At 68.5% G+C, this 12492-nt stretch carries 8 protein-coding genes; 7 read left to right on the top strand and 1 reads right to left on the bottom strand.

The genetic code is table 11. From position 1 onward, the window contains the following. The first annotated feature begins 47 nt into the window (after positions 1 to 47). The 6 genes from RAH40_RS14800 to RAH40_RS14775 all read left to right on the top strand — a co-directional run bounded on the left by RAH40_RS14800 (position 48) and on the right by RAH40_RS14775 (position 9997). Entirely contained in the window at positions 48 to 833 is a 786-nt protein-coding gene (locus RAH40_RS14800; protein WP_306598335.1) for a ParA family protein, read from the top strand. Further along, entirely contained in the window at positions 830 to 1696 is an 867-nt protein-coding gene (locus tag RAH40_RS14795) for a ParB/RepB/Spo0J family partition protein (RefSeq protein ID WP_306598334.1), read from the top strand. Before RAH40_RS14800 ends, RAH40_RS14795 begins: the two co-directional genes overlap by 4 nt. A 20-nt stretch (positions 1697 to 1716) precedes the next feature. Further along, positions 1717 to 2568, top strand: a complete 852-nt coding sequence (gene accD / locus RAH40_RS14790) for an acetyl-CoA carboxylase, carboxyltransferase subunit beta (protein WP_306598333.1) — start codon at positions 1717 to 1719, stop codon at positions 2566 to 2568. Next, positions 2561 to 3778: a folylpolyglutamate synthase/dihydrofolate synthase family protein gene (locus RAH40_RS14785; RefSeq protein WP_306598332.1), complete on the top strand. Its 1218-nt coding sequence runs from the start codon at positions 2561 to 2563 to the stop codon at positions 3776 to 3778. Before accD ends, RAH40_RS14785 begins: the two co-directional genes overlap by 8 nt. A 10-nt stretch (positions 3779 to 3788) precedes the next feature. Next, the gene (locus tag RAH40_RS14780; protein WP_306598331.1) at positions 3789 to 6344 is read left to right on the top strand and encodes a serine/threonine-protein kinase; all 2556 of its coding nucleotides are present in this window, start codon (positions 3789 to 3791) and stop codon (positions 6342 to 6344) included. A 506-nt stretch (positions 6345 to 6850) separates the two neighbouring features. After that, entirely contained in the window at positions 6851 to 9997 is a 3147-nt protein-coding gene (locus RAH40_RS14775; RefSeq protein ID WP_306598330.1) for a TonB-dependent receptor, read from the top strand. On the opposite strand, the gene RAH40_RS14770 is transcribed toward RAH40_RS14775, so the two are convergent. Next, on the bottom strand, positions 9998 to 11137 hold the full coding sequence (locus RAH40_RS14770) for an NAD-dependent epimerase/dehydratase family protein (RefSeq protein ID WP_306598329.1): 1140 nt from the start codon (positions 11135 to 11137) through the stop codon (positions 9998 to 10000). It abuts the gene before it with no gap. Between the two features lie 82 nt (positions 11138 to 11219). On the opposite strand from RAH40_RS14770, the gene RAH40_RS14765 reads away from it, so the two are divergent. Next, complete coding sequence (locus RAH40_RS14765) at positions 11220 to 12482, top strand: NTP/NDP exchange transporter (protein ID WP_306598328.1); 1263 nt, start codon at positions 11220 to 11222, stop codon at positions 12480 to 12482. Positions 12483 to 12492 lie beyond the last annotated feature (10 nt).

Raw genomic sequence — 12492 nt, 5'->3', positions numbered from 1 at the left:
GTTTCCCAGGTGCCCCCAATCCCGAACCCCGCCGCCGAGGTCCTGTCATGACCGCCAGGATCATCGCGTTGGCCAATCAGAAGGGCGGCGTCGGCAAGACGACGTCCGCCATCAATCTGGCCGCATCCCTGGCCATGATGGAAAAGCTCGTGCTCCTGGTGGACTTCGACCCCCAGGGCCACAGCACCACGGGTCTGGGCTTCCCCAAGCCCGACCACCGCGCGGGTTCGTACGCCCTCATGAAGGGCGCGCCGGTTGAGGCCCTGGTCCTGACCACCGAGGTGCCCATGCTCCAGGTGGTGCCCGCGGGCAAGGACCTGGCCCAGCTGGAATTCGAGCTCTTCGAGCTGCCCGAGCTCCAGGTGCTGCGCCGGGCCCTGAAGCCCGTCCTCGGGAAGTACGACTACATCCTCATCGATCCCCCGCCCAGCCTCGGCATGATCACGCTCAACGCGCTGACGGCCGCGGACGAGGTGATCATCCCCATGCCCTGCGAGTTCCTCGCCATGGACGGGCTGGCCGAGCTGGTGGAGACCATCCGCCGCATCCAGGCCGGGCCCAACCCCGCCCTCAAGCTGGGCGGCATCCTCCTGACCATGGCCGAGGAGCGCACCAACCTGGGCTCGGCGGTCGCCTCGGAAGTGCGCGCAGCCTTCCCCGGCAAGGTCTTCCAGACCCAGATCCCCCGCAACATCCGCCTGGCCGAGGCGCCCAGCCACGGCAAGCCCGTGGCCTTCTACGACCTCCGTTCCAAGGGGGCGCAGGCCTACCTGAATCTGGCCAAGGAGTGGCTGGGGATCGAAGAACCCCTCATCCCGCGAGGACCCGCATGACCACCCCCAAACGACCCGCCCTGGGCCGGGGCCTCACCTCCCTCATGAGCCAGCTGGCTCCCGAGGACACCAGCAACCGCGAGGTGCCCGTGGGCTCCCTGGTGGCCAACCGCCACCAGCCCCGCCTCCACTTCGACGAGGCGCTGCTCGACGATCTGGCCGCCAGCCTCAAGACGCACGGCATGGTGCAGCCCATCGTCGCCCGCAAGGTGGGCGACCGCTACGAGATCATCGCCGGCGAGCGCCGGTGGCGCGCCGCCAAGAGGGCCGGCCTGGCCACCGTCCCGGTGGTCATCAAGGACGTCCCCGACGACCGCCTGCTGGAATTCGCCCTGGTGGAGAACATCCAGCGCCAGGAACTGAATCCCATCGAGGAGGCCAAGGCCTACTTCCAGCTGGGCGAGCACCTTCGCCTCACCCAGGAGCAAGTGGCCGACCGGGTGGGCAAATCCCGCCCCCAGGTGGCCAACACCCTGCGCCTCCTGCGCCTGCCCACGCGCATCCAGGAAATGGTGTCCTTCGCCAAGCTCTCCACCGGCCACGCCAAGGTGCTGCTGGGCGTCGACGACGCCCGGGTCCTGGACCAGCTCGCCGACGAGATCGTGGACAAGCAGCTCAGCGTCCGGGCCCTGGAGGCCCGGGTGCACAAGCTCGCCCGCACCGTGAAGGGCAAGGCCCGGCGGCACCACCATCCTCATGCCGTATTCATCAAAGCCGCGGCCGAGGAGCTCACCCAGGCCTGGCGCACCCGCGTGGAGATCAAGCCCAGGGGCAAGGGCGGATCGCTCCAGATCCACTACGGCAGCGAAGCGGAGCTGGACCGCATCTTCGAAGGCTTGAAAAAGGGGCCGGGAAGCCGTTAAGGTTCTCGTCCGGGGGTGCGATGTCCTGGTTCATCAAGAAGCGTCAGCAGAAGACCGCGGTCGAGGAGCGCACCGTCCGGGTTCCCGAAGGGTTGTGGATCAAGTGCGACGCCTGCCGTGAGCTGATCTACCGCGCCGAACTCGCCAACACCCGCAACGTCTGTCCCAAGTGCGGCTACCACTTCCGCATCGGCGTCGCCGAGCGCCTTGAGTCCGTCATGGACCCCGGCTACGAGGAGCTTTTCGGGGAACTCCGCAGCGGCGACCCCCTGAAATTCTCCGCCGCCAAGCCCTACGCCGACCAGCTCAAGAAGCTCCACGGCCTGGGCCACGACCACGACGCCGTGCTCGTGGTGGAGGGGACCCTCAAGGGCCACCCCGTCGTCATGGGCGTCATGGACTGGGACTTCCTCGCCGCCAGCATGGGCAGCGTGGTGGGCGAGAAGCTCCGCCTGGGCGCGGAACGGGCCCTCGGGAAGCGCTGCGCCTTCATCATCGTCAGCTGTTCGGGCGGGGCCCGCATGCAGGAGGGGGCCCTCTCCCTCATGCAGATGGCCAAGGTGAGCGCGGCCCTGGCCCGGCTGGACTCCGCGGGCCTGCCCTACCTCTCCATCCTCACCGACCCCACCACCGGCGGCGTCAGCGCCAGCTACGCCATGCTGGGCGACCTGAACATCGCCGAGCCCAAGGCCCTCATCGGGTTCGCAGGCCCGCGGGTCATCGAACAGACCATCAAGCAGACCCTCCCCGAAGGCTTCCAGCGCTCCGAGTTCCTCCAGGCCCACGGCATGGTGGACAAGGTGGTGCCCCGGGACCGCCTGCGGGAATTCGTGGCCACGGCCCTGGACTGGATGACCGATCCTCATGGGTGACCTGGCCCGCCTGCGGATGCTCGAGGCTCGCGGGCACTGGGGCATCAAGTGCGGCCTGGAGAATCCGAGGGGCCTGCTGGCCCGCCTGGGCCGCCCCGAGCGGTGCTGCCCCGTGATCCTGGTGGCCGGCACCAACGGCAAGGGCTCCACCGGCGCCTTCCTGGTCAACGCGCTGCGCGCCTGCGGCCTGCGGGCCGGGTGGACCACCTCCCCCCACCTGGTGTCCCCGGGTGAGCGCATCTGGATCGATGGCGCCGGTCTGGAAGCCGCCCACCTGGACGCGCTCCTGACCGACGCTTTCAAGGCCGAAGCGGCCCTGGGCATCCAGGCGACCTATTTCGAGCTGATGATTGCGTCCGCCTTCCTGGCCTTCCGGGAGGCCGCCGTGGACATCGCCGTGGTGGAGGTAGGCATGGGCGGCCGCTGGGACGCCACCAACGCGTCCGATCCCCTGATCACCGTGCTGACCAACGTCGAGCTGGATCACATGCAGTACCTGGGTCCCACCCGGGAGGCCATCGCCCGGGAGAAGCTCTGCGCAGCCCGCCAAGGCCGCCCCCTGGTCCTCGGTCCGCGCCTGGATCCCGCATGGGTGTGGCCCCTGCTGGAATGCCGCCCCATCCTGTACCCCGCCCCGGCCATGGCCGCCCAGACCCTGGCCTGGGACCACAGCCTCGTGGAGGGCCACCGCATCCCGCTGGCCGGCGCCCACCAGCTGGAGAACCTCGCCACCGCCTGGGAGGTGCTCCGCCGCCTCGGCCTGCCCGAGGCCAGGGCCTGGGAGGGCATCGGCCGCACCGCCTGGCCCGGCCGGCTCTGGGCCGTGCCCGGCCTGCCCGGCGTGACCATGGACGGCGCCCACAACCTGGACGGCGCCAAGCGCCTGGCCGACCACGCGGTGGCCACCGGGGTAAGCCCCCACCTCTACTTCAGCGCCATGGGCGACAAGGACCTGGCCGGCATGCGGGACGAGCTGGCCCGCATGCGCCCGGCCCGGGTCACCCTCGTGCGCGGTGAGAACCCCCGCTACGCAACCTCCCAGGCCCTTCGCGCCGTGTGGGGCGAAGGCTGCGAGGTGCTGGACATCGCCCAGGCCGCGGCCCGGCTCAGGGCCCCCGAAGCCATTCCCCGCCTGGTTTCGGGCTCCCTCTATTTCATCGGCGACCTGCTCCAGTCATTGGGGATCGACCCGCGTTTGCTGGTAGATTGAAGATCCTCCCATGAGCCTCCCGCCCGGAACCCTCCTCGGTCCCTACGAACTGCTCGCCCCCATCGGCGCCGGCGGCATGGGCGAGGTCTACCGGGCCCGGGATCCGCGCCTGGAGCGGGACGTGGCCATCAAGGTGCTCCAGCCCGCCTTCGCCGCCGACCCGGACCAGCTCCGGCGCTTCGAGCAGGAGGCCCGCTCCGTGGCCCTGCTCAACCACCCCAACATCCTCCAGGTGTACGACACCGGCATGGTGGACGGCGCCCCGTACATCGTCATGGAGCTTCTTTCAGGCCGGAATCTGCGGGAACTCCTGGACGGCCCGCCCCTTGGCGTCCGCCGGGCGCTGGCCATCGCCGTGCAGGTGGCGCGGGGCCTGGCGGTTGCCCACGAGAAGAAGATCATCCACCGGGACCTGAAGCCCGAGAACATCTTCGTGGACCCCGACGGCCTCGTGAAGATCCTGGATTTCGGCCTGGCCAAGCTCCTGGCCCACCCCTCCGGCGATCCGGACGAGACCCGTGAATGGCGCGCCTCCCAGGCCTTCACCCAGGCAGGCACCCTGATGGGCACCGCCGGGTACATGTCCCCCGAGCAGGTCAACGGCTGGTCCGTGGACCACCGGTCCGATCTCTTCTCCTTCGGCATCATCCTCTTCGAGCTGGTCACCGGCACGCCCCCCTTCCGCCGCCCCTCCATGGCGGAGACCATGCACGCCATCCTGAAGGAGGACCCCCCGGCCCTGGGTTCCGGCCTGCCCCCCGTGCTGGAGCGTACGCTCCTCCGCTGTCTGGAAAAGGATCCACGGCGGCGCTTCCAGTCCGCCACGGACCTGGTCTTCGCCCTGGAGGGCGCCTCGCTTCCGCAATCGGCCATCCTCCTCCGGCCGCGCCTTCGGCCCCTGCCCCCCTGGGCCCTCCGCACGGCCCTGGCCGCCGGCGTCCTGGCCCTGGCGGCCCTGGCGTTCGCCGCCGGCCGCCGCGGCACCGCGGCCGAACCCGTGGTCTACCACCGCCTCACCTATCGCCGGGGCGTCATGGAGGGGGCACGCTTCTCTCCCGACGGCCAGACCTTCGTATTCGGGCTGGCCAACGACGGCCAGCCCGCCCAGCTCATGGTGGGCCGAACCGACGGCGTGGGCGCGCGCCCGCTGGGGCTGCCTCCCGGCACCCGCATCCTCTCCATCTCCGCCACCGGCGAGATGGCCCTGCTCTTCCGCAAACAGGGCGCGGCCGAGGGCACCCTGGCCCTGGCCCCCCTCTCCGGCGGCGCTCCCCGCGAACTGCTGGAGAACGTCTTCGCAGCGGACTGGGGCCCCGACGGCCAGTCCATGGCGGTGGTGCGGGCGGGCCCCAAGGGCCAGTTCGTCCTGGACTACCCCATCGGCCACCGGCTCTATGACGGCCCCCCCGTCACCCCCTACATCCTCGACTGCCCCAGGGTCAGTCCCAGGGGCGACCGGGTGGCCTTCCTGGAACACCTGGGCATCGGCCGGGAATCGCTGTCCGTGGTGGATCTGGAGGGGCACCGAACGGTCCTCGTGGAGGGCGGGTGCGACTCCCTCCAGTGGTCCCCGGACGGCCGGCGCATCTTCTTCACCTACCGGCACCCCGATGACCGCCGGGACCTGCGCTCGGTGACCCTGGGCGGCCGGCAGCGCATCCTGGACACCGTCCTGGGACGCATGAACGTCCAGGACATCTCCCGCACCGGCCGCCTGCTGGTGGACCAGTCCGTGGACAAGACCACCCTCCTGTTCCGGGGCCCCGGCGACCGCGTGGACCGCGACCTTTCCTGGCTGCACACCTCCATCCTGGCGGACCTCTCCCCGGACGGCAGCCGTGTGCTCATCGGGGAGACCCTGGAGGGCTCCGGTCCCGGCGGGGCCTACCTGCGGCGAACCGACGGCGCGGATGCCGTGCGCCTGGGCGACGGGGACCCCCTGAGCCTTTCCCGGGACGGCCGCTGGGCCACCGTCCTTTCCAATGACGCCGGAAAGACTCTCGCCCTCCTCCCCGCCGGCCCTGGCGCCCCCAGGCCCCTGGCCCGCGACATCCGGGCCGACTGGGCCGTGTTCGTGGACGGGGACCGCCAGGTGCTCATGGGCGGCACCGGGCCCGATGGGGTCTTCCGGGGCTACACCCAGGACGTGGCCGGCGGTCCGGCGCGGCCCTGGCCCGGCGCCCTCGCCCCGGAGGCCTTCTGCGTGGTCGCCCCCGACGGCGCCAAGGTGGCCCTGGGTCCCCTGAAGGGCCACCTGGTCATATCCTCGCTGGACGGCCGCCGCCTCCAGGACCTGGGCGGCCTCGGCGAGGCCGACGTTCCCATCCAGTGGCACGCCTCGGGCGATTCCATCTTCCTTGCGGACCTCTCGGCCCTTCCGGCGCGCATCGTCCGTCTGGACTTGGCGACCGGCCGCCGGACCCCATGGACGGACGCCGGTCCCTCGGACCGCTCCGGTGTGGGGCAGCTGAAGGGGGTGGCCATCACCCCCGACGGCCGTTCCCTGGCCTACTCCTTCGTCAGAGTGCTGACTTCGGACCTCTACGTCACGGACCCCGTGAACTGAACGAACGAAAGGCCCCTGGTTGCGCAGGGGCCTTTTTCCTGTTCTCTCGGGCAACGGGTCCATTCCTTCCGCGGCTGGGAGCCAGTCAGCCGTTTTCCGGGTGGAACCCGTGTCAAAAGGAAAGGTGTCCGGGATCCCGGGAAGGTTCCCGGAGTTCCCCGACGAATTTATTTCCTGCCGATTTATTCCATACCGAAGGGTCGTGAATACGTATCCAGGGGGAAACGGGATGATTCCCTAATAAAAATTGGCCAAAGTGCTTGAATAAATATAAAAGTTCCCGTGTTTTTAACTTTTTTTCGATCGCCCCCTTGCCAATGACCGCGGTCGGATTCATTTTAGCTTCGTTTTTTACATATGCATTCGATGCATTGGCTCCCCATCCCTGTCCCCGCCCTCACCGGTCATCCCTGTCCCCTCGGGGCAGGGATCCTTCCATGTCGAGAGGAAGGTGTTTCAGCACACGTTTTCTCGACGGCGCTTCCGCCACCCTGGAGACCATCGCCATGAGCGCACTCCCCCGTTACATACGTTTCGCCGCCCTGGCGCTCGTCGCCGGCGCCCCCCTCCTTGCCCAGCAGGCCACCGGCGCCCTGAAGGGCCGGGTCGCCGACACCAAGGGCAACCCGAAGTCGGGCGTGATCGTCACCATCACGAACCCCCGGACCTCCTTCGTGAGGTCCGGCGCCACCGACGCCAGCGGTCTCTTCGCATTCGTGGCCCTTCCCCTGGGCGAGTACCAGATCACCTACGCCCAGGGCGGCCAGTCCTACAGGAGCCAGGCCACCGTCGTCCTGGGCCAGGACACCTTCGCCAACTTCCTCAAGTGGCCGACGGCCCAGGCCGGAGCCACGGTGGAGATCCTCGCCACCTCCGCCCAGGCCGAAGCCATCGACACCTCCTCCGCCCAGATGGGCACCACGGTGGGCCAGGACGTCATCAGCTCCCTGCCCATCGTGAGCCGGGACATCAACCAGGCCGCCCTGCTGGCCCCGGGCGTGCAGATCGTCTCCGGGTCGCAGGTGGACCCCACCAAGAAGGCCTTCTCCTACATCACCACCGGCGACGGCATGGGCCGCGGCACCAGTTTCGCGGTCGACGGCGCCGACAACAACTCCACCGACGTGGGCGGCTACGTTCTGTCGGTTCCCATCGACGCCATCGCCGAGTTCCAGGTGGTGACCAACCAGTACAAGGCCGAATTCGGCCGGTCCACCGCCGGCTTCTTCAACGTGGTGACCAAGTCCGGCACCAACGACTTCACCGGCCTGCTCTCGGCCCAGTACACCAACCAGTCCATGCGGGCCCGGGTCACCGACGAGGGCACCAAGAACGACAACACCAAGGGCAGCTACGCCTTCACGGTCTCCGGCCCCATCCTCAAGGACAAGCTCTTCTACATGGTCTCGGCCGAGCGCCAGCAGTCCACGGACGCCTCCTTCCCCTTCCAGCCCTACGCCCTCAGCCTTTACCCCGAGCTGGGCGGCACCCGGCAGGAGAGCCTGAAGCGCACCGTCTACGCCAAGCTGGACTGGAACATCTCCCAGGACCAGAACCTCAGCCTCAACTACGGCACCAGCCAGGACAAGATCGCCCACCAGGGCTTCCCCCGCACCACCTCCTTCGCCGGCAACATCGCCCCCTCGGCCCTGGGCACCGACCGGGACCTCACCTGGGCCGCCGGCGCGCGGTGGACCTGGAACATCAATTCCAACCTGGTGCTGGAGAGCCACTACAGCTACTTCAGCTACGCCAACTTCATCTCGCCCGACTCCCAGGGCGCGCCGGGCAACGGCTCGCCCGCGGCCGTCCTGGACTACGTGAACAGCGGCAGCTACAGCGCCGTGATCCCCGCCGGCTTCCCGGGGCACCGCACCGACGCCCAGAACTGGGGCTGGGGCGGCATCGACCCCAACGCCCTGCAGAACACCGGCATCAAGCGCGGGGAATGGAAGAACGAGCTCACCTGGATCACGGGGTCCCACACGATCAAGGGCGGCATCGACTACCAGCGCACCACCTACGCGGACCAGCAGCTGTTCTTCGGCGAGACCGGCCTCTACCGCATGGTGGTGGAGGGCGTGGACCCGGTCACGGGCCAGGTCATCAACTACAAGACCGGCTGGAACAGCACCGTCTCGGCCAACCAGAACGTGGTGGCCGTCGCCTTCGTGGCCAACGGCCTCCAGAAGGGCATCGACTACAAGCAGTACGGCATCTACCTGCAGGACGACTGGACCATCAACCCGAACTGGAGCGTCTATTTCGGCGCCCGCCTGGACTGGGACACCCAGCTGGACTACCTGAAGGACCGGTATTCCGACATCTACTCCTACATCCACCAGTACAACCCGATCCTGTCCGGCATGGACGGCAGCGCCCCCACGGGCAAGAAATACTTCGAGCCCCGCCTCCAGGCCCTCTACCGCCCCTACGGCGATGACAAGCTCGTGATCAAGTTCGGCGCCGGGCGTTTCGTCGCCCAGGTGATCGACAACGTCACCGGCTTCAGCCGGGGCCTCTCCAACCTGTCCAACGGCCTTCCCATCCGCGCCCGGAACTCCGCCGCCTTCGCCTACAACCACATCACGCCCTTCAGTTCGGGCAACGTGACGAACTTCAGCGCGGGCAGCGTCATCGGGCAGGTCAACGGCCACAACATCGTCCTGCCCGTGGACCTGACGCCCTACAACTACGCGAACAACGTGGGCGGGCTCCGGGACTACTTCCGGAACACCGTGAACGGCTGGCTCGCCACGGCCACCCCGGAGACCGGCGGCAAGAGCCTGCTCTCCAGCGACTTCCAGTACCCCACCACGGACGCCTTCAATGTCGGATTCGCCTACCGCATCAACGACCGCAGCGGCGTGGACGTCACCCTCGTCTACTCCAAGAGCCGCCACCTCACCACGCAGCTGGCCGGCCCCGACGGGTCCGCACCCAACCTCGTGGAGCTGGACGCCAACGGCAACGACCTGGGCGACACCATCTTCTTCTCCAACCAGACCGCCAGCATGAAGCAGCTGCAGGCCAAGTATTCCTACGCCGACGCCAACAACAGCTTCATCTTCTCCATCACCTTCAAGGAGGCCAAGTCCTCGGAGGGCGGCGCCGGAGGCGCCTTCGACGCCTCGGGCAACACCGGCGGCCTCTACGGCGAGGGCGCCCAGTACAACTGGAAGACCAGCTCCGAGCGCATCAGCGCCGGCACCGACCGCATCGAGGGCTCCTTCAGCTACTCCCACAGGTTCGACTTCGGCACCATGATCTCGTTCCTGGGTTCCTGGCACAGCGGCAAGGCCTATGACGTGACCCAGCAGTACAACAACGAGCTGGGCACGGCCGGGGGCTTCGACCAGTCCCATCCCATCGAATACATAGGGACGGAGTACGGCCGCTGGAACCTGGACATCAGCGCCAAGGTGGCCCACCGGTTCAAGATCACCAAGGCCGTGACCATCGAACCCTACCTGGCGGTCCAGAACCTGCTGAACAACTACGACTACGGCGCCAACTACGACGGGATCAAGATCAACAGCGACGGCTCCCCCAACACCAGCCCGTCGCCCTTCTCGGGCTTCGGCAAGCGCGGCCAGGCCTTCCAGGCCAACCAGCCCCGGAACTACGCCATCGGCGCCCGGGTGACCTTCTAGTTATTTCCTTGCCGCCTTCCAGGCGGCAAGGAGCTTCGCTTCCGCTTCAGGGCTGGGCCCGGCCAGACGGGTCCGGCCCTTTTCCACCTTTTCCTGGGTCTTGAACCAGGCCAGGGTATCCTTGGCGGTCTCCTCGCACGGCCTGAAGCGCAGGCCCGCGGCCACGGCCCGGGCGTTGCTCCAGGTGTGGAAGCCCTTGGTCTCGCCCGCATAGGGGGCCCAGATGGGGAACTCGATGCCCTCCTGCTTGGCGAGGAATTCCGTGGGGATCCACGTGAGGGTGGACTTGGCGGGCGTGGCCTGGACGCAGGCGGCCACCAGGCGGCCCCAGGGCAGCTTGCGCTCGGGACCGCAGGCGTTGAAGAGGCCCGTGGTTCCATCTTCGGCCAGCCGCACGAGCCAGGCGCCCAGGTCCCGCACATCGATGATCTGGACCGGGTCGTCCGCGGAACCGGGCACGGCGATCTCCCCGCCCCGGTCCATGCGCACCGGCCAGTAGGCGAAGCGCCCGGAGGCGTCGTCCGGCCCCACGATGTAGCCCGGGCGCACAACGGCCACACGGCCGGGCATCGCCTTTTCGGCAGCCTGCTCACACAGCGCCTTGAGGCCTCCGTAGTTCTGGTACTCCTTGCCCATCTCCTCCACGGCCGGGTCGGCCAGGACAGCCAGGGGCGCCGTTTCGGTGCCGTTCTCGGGATTGGGCTCCTTGTAGGCGGAGATGCTGGAGATGATGATGTAGCTCTTGCAGCGCTTGGCCAGGAGCGAGGCCGAAGCGGCCACGTGGCGGGGATAGTAGGCCGAGTTGTCGATGACCACGTCCCACTCGCCCTTTTCCAGGGACGTGAGCCCCTCGCCCTTCTTCGGGTCCCGGTCGCCCTGCAGGCGGGCCACGGCGGGGAAGAGGTCGGGCCGCGTCTTGCCGCGGTTGAACATGGTGACCTGGTGCCCCCGGCCCAGGGCCGCCTCGATGGTGGCGGGGCCCAGGAAGCCCGTGCCGCCCAGGATGAGGATCCGGAGGGGCTTGGGCAGCTTCTTGTCGGCCTTGGCGGGCGCGGGTGCCGCGAGGGCGTCCGTTCCCAGGGCGGCGGCGGCCGCGGCGGCGGCGGTGGTCTGAAGGAAGGTGCGGCGAGTCAAAACCATGGAGGCCCCCGTGATGATCAATAAACGTCCAAGACTATACCTCGTTTAGCTATATAGTAGCGAATCCCGCTTTCGAGGCCCCATGGCACCCTCCCTTCCCCAGCGCATCCTGGCCCGCCTCGTCCTGGTACGCCCCGGCGAAGGCGCGGTCCTCTTCTTCTCCACCGCCTACTTCTTCCTCCTGCTCTTCGGGTACTACCTCCTCCGTCCCATGCGGGAGGCCTTCGGCATCGCCCGGGGCGCCGACAAGCTGCCCTGGCTCATGACCGGGACCATGGCCTTCATGTTCCTGGCCAACCCCGCCTTCTCGGCCCTGGTTTCGCGCTTCCCCCGGCGCCGGTCCATTCCCATGGCCTACCGGTTCTGCGGCGCCACGCTGGCCGTGTTCTACGTCCTGTTCCGGTTCCTGCCCGGCCACGGCGGCGCCGGCCTGGGCTACGCCTTCTACATCTGGCTCAGCGTGTTCAACCTCTTCGCCGTGTCCGTATTCTGGGCCTTCATGACCGACGGGCTGGACCAGGACCAGGGCAAGCGCCTCTTCGGCTTCATCGCCATGGGCGGCACCCTGGGGGCCATCGCCGGCGCCTCGGCCACCGCGGCCCTCACGACCCTGAAGGTGGATGCCGGCACCCTGCTCCTGGTCACCATCCTCTGCCTGGAGCTGGCCATCCTGTGCGTACGAACCCTGGCCACCCGGTTCGGCATGGGCGCCGGCGCCCCATCCACCCGGGAACCGGGCCCGGGCCTCTTCCAGGGCCTGCGGCTCCTGGCCGGCTCCCCCTACCTGGCCCTCATCGGCCTCTACATCCTGCTCTATACCATCACCTCCACCTTCCTCTACATGCAGCAGGGCCAGATCGTGGCCCGGGCCTTCACCGGCTCCGCCGCCCGCACCGCCGCCTTCGCCCGCCTGGACGTGTGGGTGAACGTCCTCACCCTCTTCACCCAGGTCTTCCTCTCCAGCCGCCTCATCAAGGCCGCCGGCATGCGCGTCGTGCTCTGCATCATGCCCGTCCTCACCCTCGTCGGCTTCGGCGCCCTGTGGGCCCTGCCCACCTTCGGCACCCTGGCCCTCTTCCAGGTGCTGCGCCGGGGCCTCCATTACGCCGTGGACCGCCCCGCCCGGGAGATCCTCTACATCCCCCTGGGCCCCGGAGAGAAGTACAAGGCCAAGCCCTTCATCGACACCTTCATCTACCGCGCCGGCGATCTCCTGGGCACCTGGACCCCGACCCTGATGGCCGCCGTCTCCCTCCCCCTGGCCGGCGCCGCCCTGGCCGTGTCCGGAGCCTGGCTCTGGGGCGGCGTGGCCCTGGGCCGCCTGCAGCGGAACCTCTCAGCCTGAATCCATTCCA

Source organism: Geothrix sp. 21YS21S-2, assembly GCF_030846775.1.
Lineage (GTDB): Bacteria > Acidobacteriota > Holophagae > Holophagales > Holophagaceae > Mesoterricola.
This window is presented reverse-complemented; position numbering and strand designations above follow the sequence as displayed.

Bases quoted from the DNA above. Each gene is read 5' to 3' on its own strand.
- RAH40_RS14785 (WP_306598332.1), top strand. From the start codon at position 2,561: ATGGGTGACCTGGCCCGCCTGCGGATGCTCGAGGCTCGCGGGCACTGG.
- RAH40_RS14795 (WP_306598334.1), top strand. From the start codon at position 830: ATGACCACCCCCAAACGACCCGCCCTGGGCCGGGGCCTCACCTCCCTC.
- RAH40_RS14800 (WP_306598335.1), top strand. From the start codon at position 48: ATGACCGCCAGGATCATCGCGTTGGCCAATCAGAAGGGCGGCGTCGGC.
- RAH40_RS14770 (WP_306598329.1), bottom strand. From the start codon at position 11,137: ATGGTTTTGACTCGCCGCACCTTCCTTCAGACCACCGCCGCCGCCGCG.
- RAH40_RS14775 (WP_306598330.1), top strand. From the start codon at position 6,851: ATGAGCGCACTCCCCCGTTACATACGTTTCGCCGCCCTGGCGCTCGTC.
- RAH40_RS14765 (WP_306598328.1), top strand. From the start codon at position 11,220: ATGGCACCCTCCCTTCCCCAGCGCATCCTGGCCCGCCTCGTCCTGGTA.
- RAH40_RS14780 (WP_306598331.1), top strand. From the start codon at position 3,789: ATGAGCCTCCCGCCCGGAACCCTCCTCGGTCCCTACGAACTGCTCGCC.
- accD (WP_306598333.1), top strand. From the start codon at position 1,717: ATGTCCTGGTTCATCAAGAAGCGTCAGCAGAAGACCGCGGTCGAGGAG.